The sequence below is a fragment of the Micromonospora sp. NPDC005171 genome (assembly GCF_040608575.1).
Taxonomy (GTDB): Bacteria; Actinomycetota; Actinomycetes; order Mycobacteriales; family Micromonosporaceae; genus Micromonospora.
Window position 1 is genome coordinate 210,430 of sequence record NZ_JBEXIM010000003.1, and the last position, 24,620, is coordinate 235,049.

At 72.5% G+C, this 24,620-nt stretch carries 27 protein-coding genes; 6 read left to right on the forward strand and 21 right to left on the reverse strand.

What is annotated here, in order from left to right; translation table 11 throughout:
• Positions 1 to 121: 121 nt before the first annotated feature.
• Together ABZU74_RS07545 and lysS are read right to left on the reverse strand one after the other, a co-directional pair.
• On the reverse strand, positions 122 to 466 hold the full coding sequence (locus ABZU74_RS07545) for an Lsr2 family protein (protein WP_036392792.1): 345 nt from the start codon (positions 464 to 466) through the stop codon (positions 122 to 124).
• Between the two features lie 111 nt (positions 467 to 577).
• Positions 578 to 2,086 carry a lysine--tRNA ligase gene (gene lysS / locus ABZU74_RS07550; protein ID WP_355419511.1) on the reverse strand — a complete coding sequence of 503 codons (1,509 nt, stop codon included), beginning with the start codon at positions 2,084 to 2,086 and terminating at the stop codon, positions 578 to 580.
• An 88-nt stretch (positions 2,087 to 2,174) separates the two neighbouring features.
• Between lysS and ABZU74_RS07555 the strand changes: the two genes are divergently transcribed.
• Complete coding sequence (locus ABZU74_RS07555; protein WP_355419513.1) at positions 2,175 to 2,915, forward strand: class I SAM-dependent methyltransferase; 741 nt, start codon at positions 2,175 to 2,177, stop codon at positions 2,913 to 2,915.
• A 13-nt stretch (positions 2,916 to 2,928) separates the two neighbouring features.
• Here the strand turns inward: ABZU74_RS07555 and ABZU74_RS07560 are convergent, their stop codons facing one another.
• The 8 genes from ABZU74_RS07560 to ABZU74_RS07595 form a co-directional block, all read right to left on the reverse strand.
• Positions 2,929 to 3,687, reverse strand: a complete 759-nt coding sequence (locus tag ABZU74_RS07560) for a type III pantothenate kinase (RefSeq protein ID WP_355419515.1) — start codon at positions 3,685 to 3,687, stop codon at positions 2,929 to 2,931.
• Between the two features lie 17 nt (positions 3,688 to 3,704).
• Positions 3,705 to 4,601 (reverse strand): carboxylating nicotinate-nucleotide diphosphorylase, encoded by an 897-nt coding sequence (nadC, locus tag ABZU74_RS07565; RefSeq protein ID WP_355419517.1) that lies wholly within the window; start codon positions 4,599 to 4,601, stop codon positions 3,705 to 3,707.
• The gene (locus ABZU74_RS07570; RefSeq protein ID WP_355419519.1) at positions 4,598 to 6,292 is read right to left on the reverse strand and encodes an L-aspartate oxidase; all 1,695 of its coding nucleotides are present in this window, start codon (positions 6,290 to 6,292) and stop codon (positions 4,598 to 4,600) included. The genes nadC and ABZU74_RS07570 overlap by 4 nt, the downstream gene beginning before the upstream one ends.
• 108 nt (positions 6,293 to 6,400) lie before the next feature.
• Entirely contained in the window at positions 6,401 to 7,297 is an 897-nt protein-coding gene (locus ABZU74_RS07575; RefSeq protein WP_355419521.1) for a septum formation family protein, read from the reverse strand.
• Positions 7,298 to 7,393: 96 nt separating this feature from the next.
• Positions 7,394 to 7,822, reverse strand: a complete 429-nt coding sequence (panD, locus tag ABZU74_RS07580; RefSeq protein WP_030327945.1) for an aspartate 1-decarboxylase — start codon at positions 7,820 to 7,822, stop codon at positions 7,394 to 7,396.
• A 44-nt stretch (positions 7,823 to 7,866) separates the two neighbouring features.
• Positions 7,867 to 8,715, reverse strand: a complete 849-nt coding sequence (panC, locus tag ABZU74_RS07585; protein WP_355419524.1) for a pantoate--beta-alanine ligase — start codon at positions 8,713 to 8,715, stop codon at positions 7,867 to 7,869.
• Entirely contained in the window at positions 8,712 to 9,686 is a 975-nt protein-coding gene (locus ABZU74_RS07590; RefSeq protein WP_355419526.1) for a Rossmann-like and DUF2520 domain-containing protein, read from the reverse strand. Before ABZU74_RS07590 ends, panC begins: the two co-directional genes overlap by 4 nt.
• 111 nt (positions 9,687 to 9,797) lie before the next feature.
• Entirely contained in the window at positions 9,798 to 10,373 is a 576-nt protein-coding gene (locus ABZU74_RS07595) for a TetR family transcriptional regulator (RefSeq protein WP_355419528.1), read from the reverse strand.
• 118 nt (positions 10,374 to 10,491) lie between these two features.
• Between ABZU74_RS07595 and ABZU74_RS07600 the strand changes: the two genes are divergently transcribed.
• The 3 genes from ABZU74_RS07600 (at position 10,492) to ABZU74_RS07610 (ending at position 13,905) form a co-directional block, all read left to right on the forward strand.
• The gene (locus tag ABZU74_RS07600) at positions 10,492 to 11,403 is read left to right on the forward strand and encodes an SDR family oxidoreductase (RefSeq protein WP_355419530.1); all 912 of its coding nucleotides are present in this window, start codon (positions 10,492 to 10,494) and stop codon (positions 11,401 to 11,403) included.
• 94 nt (positions 11,404 to 11,497) lie between these two features.
• On the forward strand, positions 11,498 to 12,721 hold the full coding sequence (locus tag ABZU74_RS07605) for an SAM-dependent methyltransferase (RefSeq protein WP_355419532.1): 1,224 nt from the start codon (positions 11,498 to 11,500) through the stop codon (positions 12,719 to 12,721).
• Positions 12,718 to 13,905 (forward strand): NADH-quinone oxidoreductase subunit D, encoded by a 1,188-nt coding sequence (locus ABZU74_RS07610; protein WP_355419534.1) that lies wholly within the window; start codon positions 12,718 to 12,720, stop codon positions 13,903 to 13,905. The genes ABZU74_RS07605 and ABZU74_RS07610 overlap by 4 nt, the downstream gene beginning before the upstream one ends.
• Positions 13,906 to 13,923: 18 nt before the next feature.
• Here the strand turns inward: ABZU74_RS07610 and ABZU74_RS07615 are convergent, their stop codons facing one another.
• From ABZU74_RS07615 to ABZU74_RS07630, 4 genes are all read right to left on the reverse strand, one after another.
• On the reverse strand, positions 13,924 to 15,552 hold the full coding sequence (locus ABZU74_RS07615) for a hypothetical protein (protein ID WP_355419536.1): 1,629 nt from the start codon (positions 15,550 to 15,552) through the stop codon (positions 13,924 to 13,926).
• 109 nt (positions 15,553 to 15,661) lie between these two features.
• Entirely contained in the window at positions 15,662 to 16,666 is a 1,005-nt protein-coding gene (locus ABZU74_RS07620) for a glycine betaine ABC transporter substrate-binding protein (protein WP_355419538.1), read from the reverse strand.
• A 200-nt stretch (positions 16,667 to 16,866) separates the two neighbouring features.
• Positions 16,867 to 17,607 (reverse strand): ABC transporter permease, encoded by a 741-nt coding sequence (locus ABZU74_RS07625; RefSeq protein ID WP_355419540.1) that lies wholly within the window; start codon positions 17,605 to 17,607, stop codon positions 16,867 to 16,869.
• Entirely contained in the window at positions 17,604 to 18,290 is a 687-nt protein-coding gene (locus tag ABZU74_RS07630; RefSeq protein ID WP_355419542.1) for an ABC transporter permease, read from the reverse strand. Before ABZU74_RS07630 ends, ABZU74_RS07625 begins: the two co-directional genes overlap by 4 nt.
• Before the next feature lie 2 nt (positions 18,291 to 18,292).
• On the opposite strand from ABZU74_RS07630, the gene ABZU74_RS07635 reads away from it, so the two are divergent.
• Positions 18,293 to 19,297: an ABC transporter ATP-binding protein gene (locus ABZU74_RS07635; protein ID WP_355419544.1), complete on the forward strand. Its 1,005-nt coding sequence runs from the start codon at positions 18,293 to 18,295 to the stop codon at positions 19,295 to 19,297.
• A gap of 54 nt (positions 19,298 to 19,351) precedes the next feature.
• Here the strand turns inward: ABZU74_RS07635 and ABZU74_RS07640 are convergent, their stop codons facing one another.
• The 7 genes from ABZU74_RS07640 to folP form a co-directional block, all read right to left on the reverse strand.
• Entirely contained in the window at positions 19,352 to 19,783 is a 432-nt protein-coding gene (locus tag ABZU74_RS07640; RefSeq protein ID WP_355419546.1) for a hypothetical protein, read from the reverse strand.
• Between the two features lie 131 nt (positions 19,784 to 19,914).
• The gene (locus tag ABZU74_RS07645) at positions 19,915 to 20,223 is read right to left on the reverse strand and encodes a hypothetical protein (RefSeq protein WP_355419548.1); all 309 of its coding nucleotides are present in this window, start codon (positions 20,221 to 20,223) and stop codon (positions 19,915 to 19,917) included.
• A 53-nt stretch (positions 20,224 to 20,276) separates the two neighbouring features.
• The gene (locus ABZU74_RS07650; RefSeq protein ID WP_355419550.1) at positions 20,277 to 21,491 is read right to left on the reverse strand and encodes an ABC transporter permease; all 1,215 of its coding nucleotides are present in this window, start codon (positions 21,489 to 21,491) and stop codon (positions 20,277 to 20,279) included.
• 118 nt (positions 21,492 to 21,609) lie between these two features.
• Entirely contained in the window at positions 21,610 to 22,146 is a 537-nt protein-coding gene (locus ABZU74_RS07655; RefSeq protein ID WP_355419552.1) for a DUF3180 domain-containing protein, read from the reverse strand.
• A 19-nt stretch (positions 22,147 to 22,165) separates the two neighbouring features.
• A complete protein-coding gene (gene folK, locus ABZU74_RS07660; protein WP_355419554.1) occupies positions 22,166 to 22,693 on the reverse strand; it encodes a 2-amino-4-hydroxy-6-hydroxymethyldihydropteridine diphosphokinase in 528 nt (175 codons plus the stop codon).
• Positions 22,690 to 23,058, reverse strand: a complete 369-nt coding sequence (gene folB, locus ABZU74_RS07665) for a dihydroneopterin aldolase (protein ID WP_355419556.1) — start codon at positions 23,056 to 23,058, stop codon at positions 22,690 to 22,692. The genes folK and folB overlap by 4 nt, the downstream gene beginning before the upstream one ends.
• Positions 23,055 to 23,948 (reverse strand): dihydropteroate synthase, encoded by an 894-nt coding sequence (gene folP, locus ABZU74_RS07670; RefSeq protein ID WP_355419558.1) that lies wholly within the window; start codon positions 23,946 to 23,948, stop codon positions 23,055 to 23,057. The genes folB and folP overlap by 4 nt, the downstream gene beginning before the upstream one ends.
• Before the next feature lie 356 nt (positions 23,949 to 24,304).
• Between folP and ABZU74_RS07675 the strand changes: the two genes are divergently transcribed.
• A complete protein-coding gene (locus tag ABZU74_RS07675) occupies positions 24,305 to 24,619 on the forward strand; it encodes a hypothetical protein (RefSeq protein ID WP_074315118.1) in 315 nt (104 codons plus the stop codon).
• The last annotated feature ends 1 nt before the right edge of the window (position 24,620 follow it).

The following is a 24,620-nucleotide window of genomic DNA, read 5'->3' on the forward strand; positions in this document are numbered from 1 at the left end:
GGCGCTGGCCGCAACGGCGGGGCCTGCCCGCAGCGGATACGGCGACGCCGGCCCGGAGAACTCCTCCGGCCCGGCGTCGGTGTCGCCTGCGGTGGCGGCTGGCCACCAGGTTGCTGACGGATCAGCGCTTCGCGTGGAACTCGTCCACGATCTCCTGCGGGATACGACCCCGGTCCGAGATGTCCTTGCCGGCCTTCTTGGCCCACTCCCGGATCGCCTTGTTCTGTTCCCGATCGGCGGTCGCGCCACCCCGACCGCGGGCAGCCCGCCCACCGATCACCACGCCGCCCCGGCCGACCTTGGTGCCGGCACCCACGTACGAGGCAAATGCATCGCGCAATTTAGCGGCGTTGGCGCTCGAGAGGTCGATCTCGTACTGAACGCCGTCGAGGGCGAACTTGACGGTCTCGTCCGCGTCCCCGCCGTCCAGGTCATCGACCAGCTTGTGAATGATCTGCTTGGCCACGTCCCACATTCCTTTCGAGCAGGGTGCTCCTGCTAACGAGAGCACAATAACCCGCGCGCCGCTCGTCGCGTCAATAGGACCCGGTTACGGCTCGGCGTGAGCCGGGCGGGACTACTCCTGGCGGACCAACGGGAAGAGGATCGTTTCCCGAATTCCGAGGCCGGTCAGGGCCATCAACAGCCGGTCGATTCCCATTCCCATACCGCCGGCCGGCGGCATTCCATACTCCATCGCCCGAAGAAAGTCCTCGTCGAGACGCATCGCCTCGTCGTCACCTCGGGCGGCCAACTGCGCCTGGGCGACCAGCCGCTCCCGCTGCACGATCGGGTCGACCAGCTCGGAGTACGCGGTGCCCAGCTCGAAGCCGAGGACGTAGAGGTCCCACTTCTCGGCCAGCCCCGGCTCGCTGCGGTGGGCCCGGGTGAGCGGGCTCGTCTCCTCCGGGTAGTCCCGTACGAAGGTGGGCGCCTCCAGGCCGGGAACGACCAGTTCCTCGAACAACTCCTCAGCCAGCTTGCCCGGGCCCCACTTCGGGTCCACAGCCAATCCCACCTTGTCCGCGTACTCCACCAGGCGGGCCCGTTCGGTGCGGACCGTGACCTCCTCGCCCAGCGCTTCGGAAAGCACACCGAACAACGTCACGGACCGCCACTCACCGCCCAGGTCGAACTCGCGCCCGTCGGCGTGGGTCACCACAGTCGAGCCGCTCACCGCGATCGCCGCCTGTTGCACGAGATTGCGGGTCAACTCGGCCATCGTGTCGTAGTCGCCGTACGCCTGGTACGTCTCCAGCATCGCGAACTCCGGCGAGTGCGAAGAGTCGACACCCTCATTACGGAAGTTACGGTTGATCTCGAAGACACGGTCGACGCCGCCGACCACAGCGCGCTTGAGAAACAGTTCCGGAGCGATTCGCAGATACAGATCGGTGTTCAACGCATTGCTGTGGGTCACGAACGGTCGAGCCGCCGCGCCACCATGCAGCAGTTGCAACATCGGCGTTTCCACCTCGATGAAGCCCTGCCCGTGCAGTGAATCGCGCAGACTGCGTACGGCGGCGGCACGGGTGCGCACCATCTCCCGCGCCTGGGGCCGGACAATCAGGTCCACGTAACGCTGCCGGACACGCGCCTCCTCGGAGAGGGGCTTGTGGGCCACTGGCAACGGCCGCAGCGCCTTGGCGGTCATCTCCCACTGCTGGGCCAACACCGACAGCTCACCCCGACGGCTGGTGATCACCTCACCGGTGACGCCGACGTGGTCGCCGAGATCGACGAGGCGCTTCCACGCCTCCAGTCGCTCCGGCCCGACCCGGTCCAGGGAGAGCATCGCCTGCAACTCGGTGCCGTCGCCGTCCCGCAAGGTCGCGAAGCAGAGCTTGCCCGTGTTGCGTACGAAGATCACCCGGCCGGTGACAGCGACCTGGTCGCCGGTCGCGGTGTCGGTCGGCAGGTCGGCGTAGGCCGCCCGGACCTGCGCCAGGGTGGTGGTGCGGGGGAAGCCGACCGGGTAGGGCTCGACGCCCTCGGCGAGCATCCGGTCCCGCTTCTCCCGGCGGACCTTCATCTGCTCGGGAAGGTCGTCGGCGGGGTCCACTGGCACGGGGTTCTGCTCGCTCACGGCACGCTTCCTCGTCACGGAGATACAGGGGGTCAGGCCCGAGCGTACTCAAGCGGTCCGGAGGCTGTTACGGGATAACCTGCCCGTCATGGTCGATCACACTCATGCCCTGTCGTTCGGTGCCGCGGCGAGTGACTACGACCGGTTTCGACCACGTTATCCCGAGGCTGCGGTCCGCTGGGCACTCGACGGGCTCAGCGAGGCCCGGGTGGTCGATCTCGCGGCGGGCACCGGCATCCTGACCCGAGCTGTGCTGGCCCTGGATCACGAGGTCGTACCTGTCGAGCCCGATCCGGGGATGCGGACGCAGCTCGCCGCCAGCACCCCGGGCACGACGGCGCTGGCGGGCAGCGCCGAAGCCCTGCCCCTGCCCGACTCGACGGTGGACGCGGTGCTGGTCGGGACGGCGTACCACTGGTTCGACCGGGAGCCCGCGCACGCCGAGATCGCCCGGGTGCTCCGCCCCGGGGGCACCTTCGCCCCGATCTGGAACATCCGGGACGACAGCGTCGACTGGGTGGCCGAGCTGGGTCGCATCGCCCACTTCGGGGACAAGTCGGCCCGCCTGGTCGTCGGCGAGTACCCCGACTTCGGCCCCGCGTTCGACACCATCGAGCAGCGCGAGTTCACGCACCGCACCAGGCTCACGCCGGAGGAGCTGCTCGGCATGGTCCGCACCCGCTCGTACTGGCTCACCGCCGCCAACGAGGATCAGCAGCGGGTCGAGCGGGAGCTGACCGGACTCCTGACCACCCACCCCGCGCTGGCCGGCCGGGACACCGTCGAGCTGCCGTACCGGACGCTTGTGCTGCGCGCCCGGCGGCGCTGACGCCGCCGGGGTCTCACAGGTTGCGTTCGTAGACCATCCGCAGGCCGATCAGCGTGATCATCGGCTCGTGGTGGGTGATGCTGCGACACTCGTTGATCACCAGGGAGGCGAGGCCACCGGTGGCGATCACCGCCCGCACCTCGCCCAACTCCTCGGTCATCCGCTCGACGATCCGGTCCACCTGCCCGGCGAAGCCGAAGTACAGGCCGGCCTGGAGACACTCCACGGTGTTCTTGCCGATCACCGAGCGGGGCTTGGTGGCCTCGACCTTGCGCAGCTGCGCGGCCCGTGCGGCCAGCGCGTCGAAGGAGATCTCGATGCCCGGGGCGAACGCGCCGCCGAGGAACTCACCGCGCTCGCTGATCACGTCGAAGTTGGTGGTGGTGCCGAAATCCACCACGATCGACGGGCCGCCGTAGAGGGTGTACGCGGCCAGCGTGTTCACCACCCGGTCGGCGCCGACCTCCTTCGGGTTGTCGATCGCCAACTGCACCCCGGTCCGCACCCCCGGCTCGACCACGACGCTCGGCAGGTCGGCGTAGTAACGACTGAGCATGGTGCGCAGCGACCGCAGCGCGGCCGGCACCGTCGAGCAGGCGGCCACACCGGTGATCTCGACGTTGTCCGCGGCGAGCAGACCCCGGAACATCAGGCCCAGCTCGTCCGCCGTCGACCGGGCATCGGTCTTGATCCGCCAGGAGTGCACCAGCTTGTCGCCGTCGAAGGTCGCCAGCACGGTGTTGGTGTTTCCGATGTCGATGCAGAGCAGCACGCACGCAGCCTAGACAACTACTCGGTGCGCAGGTCCAGCGCGATGTCCAGGATCGGCGACGAGTGGGTCAACGCGCCCACCGAGAGGAAGTCCACGCCGGTCGCCGCGTACCGTCCGGCCACCTCGAGGGTCAGCCCACCGGTGGCCTCCAGCTCCGCCCGGTCCCCCACCGCGGCCACCGCCTCGGCCAGCACCTCCGGCGTCATGTTGTCGCAGAGCAGGAAGTCCGCCCCGGCCTCCACCGCCTCCACCGCCTCGTCGACGGTGGTCACCTCCACCTGCACCGGCACCTCCGGGAACGCCTCCCGGACCCGCCGGTAGGCCGCCGTGATGCCCCCGGCCGCCAGCTTGTGGTTGTCCTTGATCATGGCGACGTCGTAGAGGCCCATCCGCTTGTTGGTGCCACCGCCGGCCCGCACCGCGTACTTCTCCAGCCCCCGCAGGCCCGGCGTCGTCTTGCGGGTGTCCAGCACCGTCGCCTTCGTGCCGGCCAGCGCGTCCGCCCAGGCGCGGGTGTGGGTGGCCACCCCGGACATCCGGCAGAGCAGGTTGAGCGCCGTCCGCTCGGCCGTCAGCAGCAGCCGGGTCGGGCCGGTCACCGTCGCCAGCACGTCACCGCGGGCCACCCGCTCGCCGTCGCGGGCCAGCACCGACACCTCGACGGTACGACCGAAGCCCGTCACCTCGCCCACCAGCTCGAACACCGCGGCGGCCACCGCCATCCCGGCCAACACCCCGTCCGCGCGGGCCACCAGGTCGGCGGTGTCGGTCTGCTTTGCCGGAATGGTGGCCACGCTTGTGACGTCCAGGAAGTCCGGGCCCAGATCCTCGACCAGCGCGCCCTCGATCACCTGCTGCACCAACGCCGGATCCAGCCCGGCCGCCCGCAACGCCGCCCGCGTCGACTCGATCATGACTTGTCCTCCCATTGCTGCGTCACCCGGCCCTGCACCCCGATCGACCCGACCAGATGGCCCAGCCACCGTTCGTCGGCCGTCGGGAAGTCCTCCCGCCAGTGGCAACCCCGGGTCTCACCGCGGGCGTACGCGGCGGCAACCAGCGTCGACGCCACGGTGAGCAGGTTCGTCGCCTCCCAGTCGGCGGTCCGCGGTCGGCCCCGGGCCGCGCCCAGCTCGGTCAACGTCCCGCCCGTCCCGGCCAGCGTCGCCGCGGACCGGAGCACCCCGGCCCCCCTGGTCATCGCCCGTTGCAGGGTCGGCGTCACCTCGGCCGGCAGCACCCAGCCCGTACCGCCACGCCAGGCGCCGGTGTCCGCCGGCTGGGCCTGCTCGGGCAGGCCGGCCGCGATGTCCTCGGCGATCCGCCGGGAGAAGACCAGACCCTCCAGCAGTGAATTGCTGGCCAGCCGGTTCGCGCCGTGCACGCCCGTGCAGGCCACCTCGCCGCAGGCGTAGAGGCCGGGGATGGAGGTTCGGCCGCGCAGATCGGTCCGGACCCCGCCGGAGGCGTAGTGGGCGGCCGGCGCCACCGGGATCAGGTCGGTCGCCGGGTCCACGCCGATCGCCAGGCAGGACGCCACGATGGTGGGGAACCGACCGGCCAGGAAGTCACCGCCCAGGTGCCGTGCGTCGAGGAAGACGTGGTCCGCGCCGGTGGCCAGCAGCACCCGGTGGATGCCCTTGGCCACCACGTCCCGGGGTGCCAGCTCGGCCAACTCGTGCTGGCCCACCATGAACCGTTTACCGTCCGCGTCCACCAGGTACGCGCCCTCGCCGCGCAGCGCCTCCGAGACCAGCGGCTGCTGCGCGTGCCCGGCACCGGGCACCCCCGCGCCGGGCGGGGTGATCAGGGCGGTCGGGTGGAACTGGACGAACTCCACGTCGGTCACCGCCGCGCCGGCCCGCAACGCCAGCGCCACCCCGTCCCCGGTGGAGACCGCAGGGTTGGTGGTGGCCGAGAAGACCTGCCCCATGCCGCCGGTGGCGAGCACCACCGCACGGGCCAGCAGCGCGCCGACGCCGTCCTCGCTGCCCTCACCCAGCACGTGCAGGGTGATCCCGCAGGCCGGGCCGAGCCCGTCCGGGCCGTCACCGGGGGCGCGCAGCAGATCCAGCACGAGGGCGTGCTCGACCAGCCGGATCCACGGGTCGCGTTGCACAGCGGCGTGCAGGGCCCGCTGCACCTCGGCACCTGTGGCGTCCCCGCCGGCGTGCACGATCCGGTCCGCTCGGTGCCCGCCCTCGCGGGTGAGCATCAGCGAGCCGTCCGCGTGACGATCGAACTCGGCGCCGATCCGGATCAGCTCACGGAGTCGGGTCGGGCCCTCCTCGACCAGCACCCGGACCGCCGCCGGGTCGCACAGCCCCACCCCGGCGACCTCGGTGTCCCGGGCATGCGCCGCCGGGGTGTCGGCCGGGTCGAGGACGGCGGCGATACCGCCCTGTGCCCACCGGGTCGAGCCGTCGTCAATGTTGACCTTGGTAACCACCGTGACGTGCAGACCCGCCTCCCGCAGGTGCAGCGCTGCGGTCAACCCGGCCACGCCGGAACCCACCACGATCACATCGGTGGTCTCCACCCAGCCGGGCGCGGGCGCGGCCAGCAGCGCGGGCAGGGCAGGCAGGTCGACGGTCGGGAGGTCCATCCCTCCAGTCAACCCGAACCATCCTCGCCCGGGGCGGCGGGGGCGGGACGAGTGTTTTGGGCGACCCCGTCCGGCGCCCGCCGCGCCGCGCCGACCGTCAGGCGGTGGTCACTTCGTCCGGACCGGCAGGCCAGCCGGGCCCGCGCCCTTCAGCGAGGCGGCCACCGTACGGTGGCTGAGCCACAGATAGCAGCGGACGCCCCGATCACCGACCTTCCAGCGCCCCGCCCCCGGCGGTCGGACCACCACCCCGCTGCGGACGCGCAGCTCGGCGTCGTCCGGAACGCCCACGTACCGGGCGAGGACACTGCGACAACCCGTGTAGAGCGGCACCCAGTCGGCATCCCGGGTCGGGTACGCCCGGTCCGGTGCGCGCCACACCCCGACGAACTCGGCGTCGTGCTGTCTGCCGCACTCCACCGGGGTCAGCGTCTGCACGCCCCGGCCGGCGCCACCGCGGGTCTGCTGGCAACCGAGGCGCAGCCCGGTGGACCCCTTCAACGCGTCCCGCAGGCTGCCTGACCGGACCACCACGATGGCCGCCGCCTCGACCGTGGTCAACTCGGTGAGGTCACAGCGGAACCACCGGGAACCAGCCGCCCAGCCCGGCACGGTGGGCAGCGCCACGGACAGCCGCAGCCGGCCCGCCCGCCAGTCGTCACCCACGTAGCCGGTCGCCCGGGTGTCGCACTCGGCGAACGCGCCCCGCAGCTCCGGCGAACCGCCCGCCGGAGCGGTCGTCCGCTCGGCCGGGAACGCCCCGACGTGCACCGTTTCCAGTCGGTGCGGCCCGGCGCAGTCCACCGGCTCGTAGCTGGCCAGGCTGACCAGATCGGTGAAGTCGGCGGCGTGACACACACCGGCGGCCGGGGTGAACGCCGACGGTGCCGGCAGCGCGGCCCAGTCGTCGGTCAGATCACCGTCCAGGCCGCCGGACCCGGCACAGCCCACCAGCAGCACCGCCGTCACGGCAGCGGCGAACAGGGTCGTCATGGCACGGCTCATCGCGGCCTCCCCCAGCCACCGACCGGCTTCCGCCAGCGCGCTCAGGGTAACTGGATATGACCTTCTGGTGACAGACCGGAATCGTGGTGCGCGGGATCAGACTCCGGACACGGCCAGCGGGCTGGGCACCGGGTTCCCGGCCGTGCCGGGCGCCGCCGCAGCCGGGTCGGCACCCAACTCGATCACCCGGTTGTCGGCGTCGACGTGCACCACCCGTGGCCGGTAGGACCGGGCCTCCGCGTCGTCCATCTGCCCGTACGAGATCAGGATGACCAGGTCACCGGGGTGCACCAGGTGCGCGGCGGCGCCGTTGATGCCGATCACGCCGCTGCCCCGCTCGCCCGGGATCACGTACGTCTCCAGCCGGGCGCCATTGGTGATGTCCACGATCGCCACCTGCTCGCCGGGGAGCAGGTCGGCGGCGTCGAGCAGATCCTCGTCCACCGTCACCGAACCGACGTAGTGCAGGTCGGCCTGGGTAACAGTGGCCCGGTGGATCTTCGACTTGAGCATGGTCCGCAACATCGGGGTGGCCTTTCGCGGGATTGGTGGAGGGAGGTGCGGCCGGATCAGGGGCGCGGGGCGAGGTGGATCGCCGCGTTGTCGATCAACCGGGTGGCGCCCACCCAGGCGGCGATGACCAGCCGGGCCGGCCCGGACACCGGCCCCGGTTCCAACTCGGGATCGGTGAGCACCAGGTAGTCGAGGCGGGCACCGGGCGTACCGGCGCCGAACGCGGCGTGCGCGGCGGTCAGCACCGCCCCCGCGTCCAGGCCGTCGTCGGCGGCCCGCGCCCCGGCCCGCAGTGCGGCGGACAGACTCAGCGCGGCGGCCCGTTCCGGCTCGCTCAGGTAACGGTTGCGGCTGGACAGCGCCAGCCCGTCCGGCTCCCGGACGGTCGGCACGCCGACCACCTCGACCGGCACGTCCAGGTCACGTGCCATCCGCCGGACCAGGGTGAGCTGCTGGTAGTCCTTCTCGCCGAAGAACGCCAGGTCCGGCCGGGTGAGCTGGAGCAGCTTCAACACCACTGTGAGTACGCCGTGGAAGAAGCCGGGGCGGCTCGCCCCCTCCAGCTCGGCGCCGAGCGGGCCCGGGTCCAGGCGTACGCGGGGCTGCCCGTCCGGGTACATGTCCGCCACCGACGGGGCGAAGACCAGATCGGCGCCGGCCCGCCGGCACACCTCCAGGTCGGCGTCGAGGGTGCGCGGGTAGCGGTCGAAGTCCTCGTTCGGCCCGAACTGCAGCGGGTTCACGAAGATCGTCACCAGCACGTGGTCGGCCTGTTCCCGGGCCGCGCGCAGCAACGTCTCGTGCCCGGAGTGCAGCGCGCCCATGGTCATCACCACCCCGACGGTGCCCTTCAGCCCGGCCCGGGCCTCGGCCAACTCGGCGCGCGTGTGCACCAACCGGGTCATGCGGCCACCTCCCGACCGCTGTCGGCCAGTACGCCGAGCAGCGACTGTGCGTCCACCGGCCGCAGCCGGCCGGCAGCGATCGCCCGGTCGGCGGTACGACGGGCCAGCGCCAGGTACGCGGGGACGGACTCCGGCGCGGTGGCCGCCAACCGGGCCAGGTGTCGCTGCACGGTGCCCGCGTCGCCACGGGAGACGGGGCCGGTCAACGCGTCGTCGCCGAGCCGCAGCGCATTCTCCAGGGCGGCCCGCAGCAGCGGGGCGAGCACCTTCTCCGGCCGGGAGACCCCGGCGTCCCGCAACCGGTCGGTGGCCTCGTTGACAAGTGTCACCAGGTGGTTCGCGCCGTGGGCCAGCGCGGCGTGGTAGAGCGGGCGATCCGACTCGGCGACCCACTCGGGCACGCCACCGAGGTCGGCGACCAGCCGGGCAGCCAGCGGGCGCAACTCCGCCGGGGCGGTCACCCCGTACGAGATGCCGTCCAGCCGGGCCAGGTCGTCTGGCGTACCGGTGAAGGTCATCGCGGGGTGCAGGGCGAGCGCCCGGGCGCCGGCCGCGACGGCCGGCGCCAGTACGGCCAGGCCGTGGGCTCCGGAGGTGTGGGCGACGATCTGGCCCGGATGCAGCGCGCCCCGCTGCGCGAGGTCGGTCACCACAGCGGCCAGCCGGTCGTCCGGTACCGCGATCAGCAGCAGGTCAGCGGCGGCGTGGGCCACGGCGGCGACCGGGCGGCGGGGCACCTCGGGCAGCAGCAGGGCGAGGCGGGCGCGGCTGGCTCCGGAGCTGCCGGAGACGGCGGTCACCCGGTGCCCGGCGGCGGCGAGCGCGGCACCCAGCACGGCGCCGACCCGACCGGCGCCAACGACACCGACGGTGAGCAGACGGGAGGTGGCGCGGGCGCCGGGAACGGCGCGATCCCACGAGGCGGCGGGCCCGTGCGGGGCGGCCGGACGCGGGCGCAACGGTGCGCTCATGACGACGATCCAGTCCTCGAGAAGGGGTACCGGTCGATCGCAAGTATGCGCCCGGCCTGCCGAACCGGGACAAGCATGTGTGAAAACCTTCACCACCGACGAGAAGGCTCGTCAGGGCGTTTCAGGCAGGGCCGACGTGATGGCGCGTAGCTCGGCGGCCACCTCGGCGATCAGGTCGCTGAGCGAGGCGTCGCTGTCGGGCGCGACCCAGCGGGCGTACGCGACCCGGAAGACAGTGGCACCCGACTCGGTGGCCAGGGTGGCCGTGGTCTCGTCGAGGCCCCTGGCACGCAGGGCGGCGGTGACCGCGGCCACCAGTGAGCCCGTCTTGCGCAGTTCACGCTCCTGCAGCTCCGGGCTGCTGTCGATGACTGTCTGCCGCGCTCGGACCAGTTCGAGACGGTCCGCGAAGATCTCTTCCGCCACCCGGCGGAAGGCGGCGACGACCGCCTCGAAGGGGCCAGCGTCGGTCTCGGTCACCTCCCGGACCAGGACCTCCTCCAGGTGCCCGCTGCCGCTGAAGAGCGCCTCGCGTTTGTCGCCGAAGAGCCGGTAGAAGGTGCGTTTGTCGAGGCCGGCACGGGCGGCGATGTCGGCGACAGTGGTCTGTTCGAAGCCGCGCTCGCGGAACAACTCGAAGGCGGCCGCCTCCAGGCGGCCGCGTGCGTCCGGTTGCCAGCGGGCCATGCGGCGATGGTATCCGACGTCACATTGCGACATTAAATCCGTGCGCATGTCGCGGTGTGACATCACGCGAGGTACGGTCATGTCGCAAGGTGACATCGGCACTCACGAAGGAACCCCAATGCGCGTATTCGTCACAGGCGCCTCCGGCCATCTCGGCTCCGCAGTCGTCCCGGAACTGCTCTCCGCCGGGCACGAGGTCGTCGGCCTCGCCCGCTCCGACACGTCCGCCGCCGCCATCGAGAAGCTCGGCGCTCAGGCACACCGGGGCGACCTGTCCGACCTCGACCTGCTTCGGGACGAGGCGGCCGCCGCCGAAGGAGTGATCCACCTGGCGTTCCGCCACGACCTCATGGTCAACGGCGACCTGGCCGGCGCCGCCAAGACTGACCTGGACGCCCTCACGGCACTCGCCGACGGCCTGGCCGGCTCCGGCAAGCCCCTGGTCGGCACCGGCGGGACGGCAATGCTCGTGATGGGCGGCATCGTCGGCCGCCCCGGCACCGAACGCGACACCTTCCCGAGCGGTGGCTACCGGATCGACGCGGAGAACTTCGTCGCCGACCTCGCCACCCGCGGCGTGCGCTCCTCCATCGTCCGGCTCGCGCCGACGGTGCACAGTTCCCTCGACCGCTACGGCTTCATCAGCGCCATCATCGCCGCGGCCCGGCGCAAGGGGTACTCCGCCTACGTCGGCGACGGCGCCAACCGGTGGCCGGCCGTCCACACACTCGACGCGGCCGTGCTCTACCGACTCGCCCTCGAAAAGGCCCCGGCCGGCACGCGCCTGCACGGCGCCGCCGACGAAGGCGTCCCCTTCCAGCAGATCGCGGCTGCCATCGGCGACAACCTCGGCATCCCGGTCCGGAGCATCAGCCCTGCCGAGGCCAACGACCACTTCGGCTTCCTCGGGTCGTTCGTGCAGTTGGACAACCCGACCTCGTCCGCCATCACCCGCGAACTGCTGGGCTGGACCCCGACCCACCCCGGCCTGATCGCCGACCTGCACGAAGGGCACTACTTCTCGGCCTGAACCACGAGGCCGACCCGGTGGGGATGGAAGTCGTCGCACCATCGGGTGGCCGTAGGGTCGACACGGTGACACCTCCTGCACCCGGAGTGGGCTGATGTCGATCCCGTGGCGAGACGCGATGAGCCAGGCCCTCTACGGGCCGGACGGCTTCTTCGTGACCGGCAGCGGGCCGGCCGCCCACTTCCGGACCAGCGTGCACGCCTCCCCCGCGTTCGCCGGCGCACTGCTGCGCCTTGTCGCGGAAGTGGACTCGGCCCTCGGCCATCCGCCACGGCTCGACGTGGTCGATGTCGGGGCGGGGCGAGGGGAGCTCCTGCACAGCCTGCTCAGGCTCGTCGATGCGGCACCCGCCGTCGGGGGCGCGGTCGGGGTTTCCGGGGAGCCCGCCCACTCCGGGCGGTCAGGCCGGAACCCTTCGTGGTCGGGCTCCCCGGAAACCCTGACTTCCACGGCCTCCGACCGTCGGTCGCCGGACGAGCCGTCGTTGGTCGCCGATCGTCTGTCGCTCGCGGAACGGGTCCGCTTCACAGCTGTCGAGTACGCCGACCGTCCTGAGAACCTGCCGGAAGAGATCAACTGGACGGCCGAAAGCCCCGACGAGATCAACGGACTGTTGATCGCTACCGAATGGTTGGACAACGTCCCACTCGACGTGACGGTGCACACCGGCGACGGCTGGCGATATGTGCTGGTCGACCCCGACAGCGGTGTGGAGACGATTGGCGGGCCGGTCACCCCCGCCGACCTCGACTGGCTGACGACGTGGTGGCCCAGTCCCGCGAGCCCGGCCAGCGTGGACAGCGACCTGACTGGTGGTTCAACCTCCACCGACGCGACAAGCGGAAGCGAGTCGGGTTTCCGGGCAGAAATCGGACGGACGAGAGACGAAGCCTGGGCGAACGCGGTCCGACAGATCAGCCGAGGGCTCGCGGTCGCCGTCGACTACGGGCACCTGAGAGAGAGTCGGCCGGTCGACGGGACGTTGACCGGGTATCGGGGTGGGCGGCAGGTGCCTCCGGTGCCGGACGGGTCGAGTGACGTGACCGCCCACGTGGCCATGGACTCGGTCGCCTCCGCCGGCGCGGCGGTCGCCCGGTGCGCGTACTCACTGGTCCTGCAGCGGGAGGCGCTGCGGGCGCTCGGGGCCGACGGCGGGCGACCGCCGCTCAGCCTGGCCGGCACCGACCCGGTCGGCTACGTGCGGGCGCTGGCCGCCGCGTCGGCGGTGGCCGAGCTGACCGACCCGGCCGGGCTCGGCGGGCACTTGTGGTTGCGCCAGCCGGTCGGCATCCCGCTCGGGCCGGCCGTGGCACGATGACGGGCATGACCACCGACGCCGGGGCCCTCCGTGAACTGACCGTCGGCACCGGGGCCGGGCTGATCGCCGGCACCGGGGATCAGCAGCTCGGCACCGACATGGTGCTGAACATCGGCCCGCAGCACCCCTCCACCCACGGTGTGCTGCGGTTGAAGCTGGTGCTCGACGGCGAGCGGGTGGTCGCCTGCGAACCGATCGTCGGTTACATGCACCGGGGCGCGGAGAAGCTCTTCGAGGTACGCGACTACCGGCAGATCATCGTGCTGGCGAACCGGCACGACTGGCTCTCCGCGTTCTCCAACGAGCTGGGTGTGGTGCTCGCTGTGGAACGCCTGATGGGCATGGAGGTGCCGGAGCGGGCCACCTGGCTGCGGATGGCCCTCGCGGAGCTGAACCGGGTGCTCAACCACCTGATGTTCCTCGGCTCGTACCCGTTGGAGATCGGGGCGATCACGCCGATCTTCTACGCCTTCCGGGAACGCGAGACCATCCAGGCGGTGATGGAGGAGGTCTCCGGCGGCCGGATCCACTACATGTTCAACCGGGTGGGTGGCCTCAAGGAGGAGGTGCCGTACGGGTGGACCGGGCGGGCCCGCGCGGCGATCGGTGAGGTACGCCGCCGCATGCCCGACCTTGACCACCTGATCCGGCGTAACGAGATCTTCCTGGCCCGCACCGTCGGCGTGGGCGTGCTGTCCGCCGCGGACGCCGCCGCGTTCGGCGCGTCCGGGCCGGTGGCCCGGGCCTCCGGGCTCGACCTGGACCTGCGCCGCGACGACCCCTACCTGGCCTACGACGAGCTGGACGTGCCGGTGGTGACCAAGACCGCCGGCGACTGCCACGCCCGTTTCGAGGTGCTGCTCGACCAGGTGTACGCGTCGCTGGACCTCGCCGAGCAGTGCCTCGACCGGGTGGACCAGCTGACCGGGCCGATCAACACGCGGCTACCGAAGGTGCTCAAGGCGCCGGAGGGGCACACGTACGCCTGGACGGAGAACCCGCTCGGCATCAACGGCTACTACCTGGTGTCCCGGGGCGAGAAGACGCCGTGGCGGTTGAAGCTGCGCACCGCCTCGTACGCGAACGTGCAGGCGTTGGCCACCCTGCTCCCCGGCTGCCTGGTCCCGGATCTGATCGCGATCCTCGGCTCGATGTTCTTCGTGGTCGGCGACATCGACAAATGAGCCGAGCCGCCTGACCGGTCACCGCCAGCGGTCAGCGGGTGGCGTGCCGCCGGCACGCGGCACGTCGTCCTGGGGCGGGTATCCGTAGCGCTCGTCGACCCGCCGCCGGCCGGTCCGCTCCGGCGCGGGTTCCGCCTGGTGGCCGCGTTGGCGCGGCGGGCGCCACTCGTCCGGCACCGGCACGCCGCCCACCGGCAGCGCGGGCCGTCCCGGCTCGGCCCGCCGGCCACCGTCGCGGTCGTGGCGGCGCGCCGGCTCGTCCCGGGGGTACGACTCCCGCTCCTCGTAGCGGCCGGCGTCCTCGTACCGGCCGGTGTCCTCGTAGCGGCTGGCGTCCTCGTGGCGGCGCGGCTCCTCGTGGCGGACGGCGGCCCAGCGGTCGGCCATCCGGTACTCGGTGCCGGTGGCGTCGGCGTGCACCTCGGCCCGGCGTTCGCCCACCCGCAGCTCGCGGCCGTTCTCGTCGTCGCGGACGGCGGCCCACCGGTCACCGGCCCGCAGCTGCGACCAGTACTCGCCGGTGTCGTCGGCCCGCAGCGGCGGCCCGGGCTGCGGTGCGGCGGCGCCCGTCCGGTCGCGCTGCTCCGACCAGCCCCGATCGTCCGGGCTGTCCCAGGACTCCGCCGCCGGCCGCTCCGGGATGCGGTGCGACCGGGCCGCCGGGGCAGGCTCGTCGGGCTGGGCGTACCCGTCGCGGCGGCCCGTCCAACCCGGCTCGTCGCCGTACCCGGCTCCGGGGCGCTCCTCCGGCTCGCTCCTCGCTCGCCCGGCCGCGCGGGGGCGCTCGTTCGCGTCGCCGCCCCGGGTCCACTCCTGCGCGGGTGGGGTCCACTGACCGGCGTACCCGCCGCCGTAGCGCCCGGCGGGCTCGGCCGGGCCGCCGTCCACCACTGTGTGTCGGGTGGTGACGTGCACGGTCTCGGTGTGTCGGACCACGCCACCCGGACGGTGCGCCGACTCGGGGCGGTCGTGTTCCCGGGGGCGGGCTGAGCCGTACGCGGTGGCGGCCGGCCGTTCCCCGCCGTACATCCCGGCGGCCGGCGGCTCGGGGGCCTCCCGCGCGTACGCCGGTTCGTCGTCGTCCGGGTGCTCGGTGCGCCCCCACCGGGGCGCGTCGTCGGGGCCGGACACCCGGGCACGGCCGGGCGGCGCGTCACCCTGGACCCGGCTACGGGCCACCGGCGCGTCGTCCACCGGCGGCTCGACGGGAGCCGCCACCCGTGCCCGCCCGGCGCCCGCCGGCTCGACAGCGGGGGCGACGCCGGCGAGGGCGGCACCGCTGGCGTCGAGGCGGCGGCGTACCGCGGCGATCCCCTCCTGGGCCCGTTGCGCCTGGTCGAGAGCCTGGTTACCGCGCTGGGCGGCGGCCACAATCTCGCTACGCAGCTCCCGGCGCAGCTCCTCGATCTCGTCCTGCAGCTCGTCGGTGCGCACCGCGTCGCCCTCGCCGTCGGGGCGCAGCGCGATGGAGAGGCCGATCAGCACCACCGCGAGAATGGCGAGCACCGCGGCGAAGCGCAGCGGCCCGTTGCCGTCGGCCACCAGCAGGATCAGCGCCGCCACCGGCGCGAGAGCGACGCCCGCCCAGAAGAGCATGGTCAGCAGCGATGGTTGACGCCGGGCGTCAGAGGTGGCCGGGGCTGGCATGGATGTGCAGCCTACCCACGATAACCATCGGAGGGAACGGGGTCCCCGGGACGCGCGGACGCCCCCGCCTGGTGGGGTCGGGGGCGTCCTCAGCTCGTGCAAAAAGGGCTCAGCTGGTGGCGAAGGCGCCATCCGAGGAGAAGATCAGGCCCACACTGATCGAACCGTCGCGCAGCCCGCTCTTGGTCAGCGGCCCGCCCTGGTCCAGCGAGGAGAACTTGCCGACCGACAGCCCGTACGTCTTCTCCAGGCCCGGCTTGCAGAACGGACGCTGCTCGCACTCCGGCGGGCCACCCAGCACAGTGGCGCTGCCGGAGCACTTCGCCGCCAACTCGGAGAGGGTCCGCACGCCGTACTTGTCGGCGAAGGCCTTGGTCACCGCGAAGGCGTTCTGGTCCTGCGCGGCGGCCGGGGTGCCGAAGGTGAGGCCGACCTTGTCGCCCTCGGCCTTGAGCGCGGTCACCGTCGTGTTGATGTCCGGCGAGGAGACCGGCTGCGCGTTCTGGCCGTTGGCCTTGGTGTTGAGGAACTCGGCCATGGTCGCCGCGTACTCCGGGACGACCTGGATCTCGCCCTTTTCCAGGGCCGGCGCGTAGAGCTCCCGGTTGCCGATCTGCTGCACCTTGACCTGGTAGCCGGCCGAGGTCAGCACGATCCGGTACAGCTCGCCCAGAATCTGACTCTCGGCGAAGTTGCCGGCACCAACTGTGATGTTGCCACCAGGGCCCTTGGCGATGCCCGCGGTGAGGTTGTTCGCACTGGCGAACTCCTCGGCCGCGACCTTGGGGGTCTTGCGGTCCTCGTTCACCGCCTTGTTGAGCTGGATCAACTTCGGGGTGTCGAGCGTGGCGGAGACCTTGTCCAGTGCGGCGATCAGCTGAGGATTGGCCGCCTTGCTGTTGACCGCCGGAATGACGTTGTCGGAGTTCTGCAGCTTCTTGTCGTCCTGCAGAGCGATGAGCTGCTGCCCGGCCACCGGGGCGCAGCCGGCGCCGGAGGCGCTGGTTGCGGGTGCGTCGGTGCCGGACGAGCCGGCGTCACCGCAGCCGGTGAGGAGCGCTGCCCCGGCGACGGCGCTGACGGCCCCGATCGCCAGACGTGTACGTGCGCGCATGTGCCCGCCTTCCGTGTCCCGGCGCGGCCCGTCCCGGGCCGGCCGCGTGTCCGACGGGCGATCCTGACTGTCGGTCGCCCGCGAATGTCCACCCAACATGCTCCGCACCCGACCGACAACTTGGGATGGACTTCGTCACCCCATCGTCACCGATTGGACGGGAGCGGGTCGCCAGGTCGACCCGGACTCACCCGGACGGGTCAGGCGCTGCCGGTGGCGTCGGCGGCCCGGGGCCGGCCCAGGCGCTGCTGTCCGCGCCGCAGCGGTTTGGGGGTGACAAGCCTTTCGACGCCGCCGAGGACCACCTCGGCCAGCAGCGCGAGCCCGGCCACCAGCACACCGCCGGCGACGATCTGGCCGCCGCCAGCCGCGATACCGATACCGAAGCCGGTCCGGATGATCTGGCCGAGGCCGCCGCCGTTGACGAAGGACGCCAGCGCCGCGGTCGCGATCACCTGAACCGCCGCGGTGCGAAAGCCGGCCGCCAGATAGGGCACCGCGAGCGGCAGCTCCACCCGACGCAGCAGTTGCCCGCCGGACAGACCCATTCCGCGCGCCGCGTCGCGGGCCTCCGGGTCCACCTGCCGCACACCGGTGTACGCGTTGGCCAGCAGCGGCGGCACGGCGAAGACGGCCAGAGCCACCACCACTGGCGTCTTCCCGAAGCCGCTGGCGAAGACCACCGGCAGGATGGTCAGCAGCGCCAGGGTGGGGATGGCGAGGGTGGCGTTGGAGATCAGCACGACGAGGCCGCCGCCTCGGCCGAGGTGCCCCAGCCAGAGCCCGAGCGGCCAGGCCACCAGGCAGCCGAGCGCCACCGCCAGGGCCGAGATCGTCAGGTGCTCACCGAGCCGGTCCAGCATGCCGCCCGGGTTGGTCCAGTTCAGTGGGTCGTTGATCCAGGTGATCGCCTGGCCGACCGGGTTCGCCGCGACGGTCACCGTGCCCTCCGACCGGACCAGGGGGTCACCAGTCGGGCGACCAGGATGAGCAGCAGGTCGAGCACGACCGCGAGTGCCACGCAGAGCAGCGCGGCGGTCATGATCTCGGCCTTGTAGAGGTTGTTCTGGAAGCCCGCGAAGATCAATTGCCCGAGCCCGCCGTGCCCGACCAGCACCCCGACAGTGACCAACGCCACCGTCGAGACGGTCGCCAGCCGTACGCCGGTCACGATGCCCGGCAGCGCCAGCGGCAGGTCGATCCGGAACAGGCGCCTCCACCGGCCGTAACCCATGCCCTCGGCGGCCTCGCGAACCTCCGGGGGAACCTGGTTGAGGCCGGCCACCACGTTGCGCACGATCAGCAGCAGCGCGTAGAGGACCAGCCCGACCAGCACGGTGGTCGCCCCGGTGCCCAGGTAGGGGGCGATGAACGCGAAGAGCGCCAACGACGGGATGGTGTAGACCACCCCGCTGACGGCGAGGATCGGACCGGCGAGCGGACGGACCCAGTACGCCAGCACGGACAACGGCAGGGCGATCAGCACCGCGATCAACACCGCTCGCCCGGTGAGGGAGGCGTGTTCGCGCACCGCGGCGAGGATCGTGTCAGAGTTGTCCCGCACGTACTGCCAGGAGAACCAGGGGTTACCCGGGTCGGCCCGGTAGCTCAGGCGGAAGGACATACGTGGACGTTACCCCGGAGGCTGCCAGCGTGGCCCAATCCCCTCGCGCGGCGTCGATCTCCCTGCAGGGCATCCAGAAGCGCTACCCGAACGGCACCGAGGCGGTCCGGGACCTCAGCCTGGAGGTCCGGGCCGGCGAGCTGGTGGTGCTGATCGGCCCGTCCGGCTGCGGCAAGTCGACAGTGCTGCGGATGATCAACCGCCTGATCGAACCGACCGCCGGCCGCATCACGCTCGGCGACGAGGACGTCACCGACGCCGACCCGGTACGACTACGCCGTCGAATCGGCTACGTGATCCAGAACGTCGGCCTCTTTCCACACCAGACGGTGCGGACCAACGTGGCCACAGTGCCGGGCCTGCTCCGCTGGCCCAAGGGCCAGACCCGGGCCCGGGTCGACGAGCTGCTCGACCTGGTCGGGCTGGACCCGGCCGAGTTCGGCGGTCGCTACCCGCACGAGCTGTCGGGAGGCCAGCGGCAGCGGGTCGGGGTGGCCCGCGCGCTCGCCGCCGACCCGGTGGTGCTGCTGATGGACGAGCCGTTCTCGGCCGTCGACCCGATCGTCCGGGCCCGCCTCCAGGAGGAGTTCCTGCGCCTGCAGGCCGAGGTGCGCAAGACGATCGTGCTGGTCACCCACGACCTCGACGAGGCGGTCCGGCTCGGTGACCGGATCGCGGTGCTCTCCGCAGGCGGGCACCTGGAGCAGTACGACACGCCGGCCGCACTGCTCGGCGCACCCGCCACTCCGTTCGTACGCGAGTTCGTCGGCGCCGACCGGGGCATCCGCCGGCTGGCGGTCACCCCGATCGACCGGGAGGCGCTGGAGCCGGTGCCCGAGAACGCCGCACCGGACCTGCCCACCGTCGCCGTGGACGGCTCCGCGTACGACGCGTTGGCGGTCCTGCTCACCTCGGGCCGGGACCGGCTCCTGGTGACCGACGCCGGCCGGCCGGTGGGCGCGCTGACCCGACAGCGACTCCTCGACCTCGGCCGCCCGGCCAGCTGACCAGGCCCGGTCGAGTCAGGCGCGACCGCCACGCCCGGCCCCGCCCCGGGCGGGTCAGGCGCGACCGCCGAGGCTGGCGATGCCGATGATCCACCCGGTGAGGAAGCCGTAACCGGCACCGGTGCTGGCGTCCTGCAGGGCCCCCAGCAGCGACGGTGCCGGGCCGAGCAGCGCCGCCAGCACGGCGGCCAACCCGCCGGCCAGCACGTAAGCGGCCCAGCCGGAGAAGAACTGGCTGACCGGGCCGGGCACCCGGGCGACCTGGGCGGCGGGCAGCAGGTAGAGCAGGGCCACCGCGAGAACCACCAGTAGCACGGCCCGCAGGTCGGCGGCGAACAACCCCCCGGCCTGCCCGTCCGCGTCCAGCCGCCAGGCCGGCCAGGCGAGCAGGCGGCCGTAGAAGGCGCCGGCCGACTCCGGGTCGTTCAGGGTGCCGGCCCAGCGGGTGTACGCCGGGCTGCCGCAGATGCCGACCAGCAGCAACACGGCGAGCGCGCCGGTGCCGGCGGCCGTGCCGTAACGGCTGACCGGGCCGGAGCGGTGGATGAGCGACGCGATCCGCCCAGGCCCAGGCCCCGAACCGGTGGCTCGGGCCGACCTGGGCCGCCCCGAGCGGCTCAGTGCTTCATCAGGTAGTCGATGAAGGCGGCCCGCAGCAGCGGCGCCGCCTCCTCGTAGCCGTGACCGGTCAACTCCCGCCACAGCGCGTTGGCCTCGTCGATCGTCGGGCCGATCGAGTTGGGTGCGCCGTCCAGCACCGTGGCCTCGTCCGCGTTCGGCAGGTGGCGCAGCACCGACCAGTAGAAGCCCACGTCCCGACGCTCCCGGGCCCGGGCGAACGCCCGCTCCCGCAGCTCCTCGGTGGACAGCGCGTCAAGCTCCTCGAACGAGGTTCCGCCCGGGGTGGCGGCAGGTGTGTCGGTCATGTCGCCGAGCCTAACGGTCGAGATCAGCTCCGGCTCGGCGGACGCGACGCGGCTCACCGCTGGTCGGTGTCCCACCGCCGCGGGCTGTCCTCCCACCGCGGATCCCGCCACGGGTCGACAGGTTGGGGCGCGGCCTGGGTCGGCAGCGTGGGAGGCCAGTTGTCGACGGACTGCGGCTGCGGCATCGTCCAGCCCGAGCTGATCGTGCCGTCGCTGACCGGCTCGGGCCGCTCGGAGCTGCCCGGCCGGGGCCGCCCGAGCGTCTCGACCAGCCGGGTGGCCAGCAGCCCGACGCCGAGCGCCGCCCCGCCGACAACCCAGTTGCTCAGCGTCCACCCGCGCTCCGGCGCGTACACCTGGAAGACGGTGACCAGGCCGACCGCCAGCAACGTGCCGAACACGCCGCCCCGGCGACCGTACGCGCTGGTGCCGGCGAGCAGGGCCACGCCGATCGCCAGCACCGTCCAGTCCAGCCCCGAGGTGGGCGCCACCGGCCCAGGATCGTTGGCGGCGAGCAGCACGCCGGCGAGAGCGGCCAGCACCGTGGAGACGACGAGCGCGACGGCGGTCACCGCGCCGGCCACCGCGCCCCGCCGACGGGCCGGATCGGCGATCGGTCGGTACCGGCCGACGAGCCGGCGGATCGCCCGGACCGCGCCGAACAGCCCGCCGAGGACGGCCACCGCCGCGAAGCCGGCGAAGAGGTAACCGGCGCTGCTGGTGGGGTCGTAGTCGCCCTGCACCAGCACCGGGGCCGAACGACGTTCGATGTACACCACCACCGCGGCGGCGCCGGCCAGGCTGGCGGCCCAGCCCGGCACGTGCAGCGCCACCACGGCCAGCGCCAGCACGAGCCCGCCCACCGCGGCGACCGCCACGGCCGGGCCGATCGACGCCGGCAGGCCCCGATCACCCTGCTCGGCGTAGTGCAGGGCGGCCGCGACCGCGATCGGCCCGACGGCCAGGTTCGGTGCTGCCGCACGCAGGCTCAGCCCGGCGGCCAGGGCGAGCAACCCCAACCCGACCGCGTCGATCAGCAGCGTGCGCAGGTTGTCGTCGCGCACGGCACCCGGATCCTCCTGCCAGAGCAGCCAGCTCACGACAGCCAGCCCGGCCAGCAGCAGCAGCTCCCACCCCAGGTGCACGCCGATCCGGTCCCGGCCGGGCTCGCCCTGGGTGGGGTCGTCGAAGACGTTCTGCAGTACGGCGGCCGGCACCCCCGACGAGGGTTCGGCCGACCGGTCCCGGTCCGCTTCTTCGTACCCCATGACGCCGCCTCCCCAGTGCCCGACCGTCCCAGTCCGGCGCGCGGACGGACCCCGGGCGGCCCTTGCTCTCCGATCGCAGGCACCGTACCCGCGCCCGCAGCCGGGCGTAACCCCCTGCTCAGCGCTGGCCGGGGCGGCTCTCCCGTGGGTCCTGCTCGCGCTCGTCGTCCGGGCGTTCCGGCACCCGGCAGGAGCGCTCCAGCCAGAGCGCGGCACCGACCAGCGCCAGTGCGGCGAGCAGGCCACCACCGGCGGCGGGTCGATCGTCCAGGGCGGCGCGGGTGGTCTCCACGAAGAGCCAGCCGGTGAGCCCCGCGTAGAAGCCCGCGAAGATCGCCGCGGCCAGGGCCGACGCCTTGGCCAGCGCCACGAAGCGGGCAACCATCAGCGGGTTGACCGGGTCCCGGCCGGGCTTGCGCTCGATCCGACCCCGGGTGTTGATCGCGGCGTACGCCTCCAGCACGGCGAGCCCGGCCAGCGTCACCACCGGCAGCCAGGGAAGACGGGGGATGCCGCTGTAGTAGAGGGTGCTGATCAGCAGCCAGGACACCGCCGCCGCGGCCAGCCCGGCCACGACCAGCGTCGAGATCCGGGTGGGGCCCATCCGGGACCCGTCCGGGCCCGACCCGCGGGGTGGGGGCTTCGCCTGCGTCATGCCGGCTGGTTCCGCTCGGTCATGCCGTCGACTCTAACGCCAACTCCGGCCGGGGACGCAGTTCCAACGCCTCGTCCGCCGCGGGGCCGCTGGTCAGCAGGTCGGTCAGCCAGCCGTGACCGGGCAGCCGACCGTACGGCTGGATGTCGATCCACGGACGCAGCACGAAGGCGCGTAGGTGCGCCCGGGGGTGCGGCAGGGTCAACTCCGGGTCGTCGCTGAGCACCGGCTCGTCGTCGTCGCCCCAGACGGCGATCACGTCCACGTCGAGGGTGCGCGGCCCGAACCGCCGCTGCGGGTCACGGACCCGGCCGGCCGCGCGCTCCGCGTCGCGGGCCCGCTCCAGCCAGTCGCGCGGGGTCGCGCTCTCGTCCTGGGCGAGCACCACCGCGTTGAGGTACGCCGGCTGGTCGGTGTCGCCCCACGGTGGAGTCTCGTACACCCCGGAGAGCACGAGCACCGCGTCGCCGAGGGTGGCGACGGCCGTGCGCAGGTGCGCCAGGCGGTCGCCCAGGTTGCTGCCGAGCGAGAGGACGGCCCGGGTCACCGCGTACGCGTCCGGGTCATGGTGACTGCCACGTCGGTGAAGGTGTGCGGCACCGGAGCCTCCGGTTTGTGCACGGTGATCGTCGCGGCGTCGACCCGTTCGTCGGCCAGGCAGACCGCGAGGAGCCGGTCGGCGAGGGTCTCGATCAGGTTGACCGGCTCGCCGGTCACCACAGCGACCAGGCGTTCGGCCAGTTCGCCGTAGTGCACCGTGGCGGCGACGTCGTCGCTGGCGGCGGCCGGGCCGAGATCCAACTCCAGGACGGCGTCGACAACGAAGTCCTGCCCCTGTACGCGTTCGAAGTCGTACACCCCGTGTCGACCGCGCGCCCGCAGGCCGGTCAGCTGGATCCGGTCCGTCGTCATCGCCGTACCTCATGCTCGTGATCGTGGTGCGCTCGATTTCTGTCCTGCGGCACGGCCAGGCGCGGGCTGCCGGTCGCGGCCCAGACGGCGAGCGCGTCGGCGGTGGCCTGCACGTCGTGCACGCGTACGCCCCAGGCGCCGGCGGCGACCGCCAGCACGCTGGTGGCCACGGTGGCCGCCTCCCGCTGGGCGGTCGGTCGCGGCGTGCCGTCCAGACCGGCGAGCAACCCGCCGAGGTACGACTTGCGGCTGGCCCCGAACAGCAGTGGGTAGCCGAGATCCAGCAGCTCCGGCAGGCGGGCGCTGAGCTCCCAGTTGTGCGCGGCCGTCTTGGCGAAGCCGAGCCCGGGGTCGACGATGAGGCGGTCGGCGGCCACCCCGGTGGCCAGCGCCGCGTCGATCCGTTGGGCCAACTCGGCCCGGACCTCGGCCACCACGTCGGTGTAGGTGGCCAGCTCGCGCATCGCCCGGGAGTGCCCGCGCCAGTGCATCAGCACCCACGGGCAGTGCGCGTCGCGGACCACGCGGGCCATGTCCGCGTCGGCCAGGCCACCGGAGACGTCGTTGACCACCGCCGCGCCGGCGGCCAGAGCGGCCTCCGCCACCCGGGCACGGCTGGTGTCGATGCTGACCGTCACGCCGGCGGCGGTGAGCTCGCGGATGACCGGCAACACCCGCTCCGCCTCGGTCGCGGCGTCGATCCGCTCGGCGCCTGGACGGGTCGACTCGCCGCCGATGTCGACCAGGTGCGCACCGGCGTCGCGCAGACGGACGCCGTGTCCGACGGCCGCGTCCAGGTCGGCGTACCGTCCGCCGTCGGAGAAGGAATCCGGTGTGACGTTGAGGACGCCCATCACCACCGGGCCCGAAGCCCGCACCAGATCGGTCACGACTAGACGGTACCGGTCGCGGCAGCGGCCCCCAGCAACCCGGGTCGGCCCCGCACCACCGCCCCTGACGTGCCGGTTAGAACAGGTGTACGATCGGTCATCCGGGCAGTAACGGGCAGCCCCTTCGCGGCTTGTCGCAATCCGGGGCGGCCCGTACGCTTTGGAATTGGCCAGCATCGAGATGGCGAAGCTTGGAGGGAGGGCCGAAGCGGGGGAAAACCGCCCAAACCTCGCCACCCTCCGTGGTGAGTAACGAACACAGGGTCAAGAACGCCATGCCCTGTGGAGCACTTTTCCCGCCAGGCTTGCCTATTGCACCGCCGCGGCACCGCCGGCCGCGCTATGGGGAGGTTCCAGTGATCGCCTTCGAGCTCATGGAGACGGCGTCGTCAGGCGTCGCCCACGCGCTCTCCACCCTGGCGTCGACTCCGCTCGCGGAGCCGGCCCCGAAGGGGATCGACACCAACAGTGTCGTCACCTTCTTCGCCAGCAAGATCGCGCCGATCCTGCTCGCCGTCCTGGGCGTCATCTTCATCGGCCGTGCCAGCCGGGGCGAGATCTCCAAGGTGCTGACCAGTTCTGCGATCGCCATCGTCGGGCTCGCCTTCATCGCCGGCGCGGCAACACTCTTCTTCGTCGGTGATTACCTGATCGACCTGATCTTCGAATAGG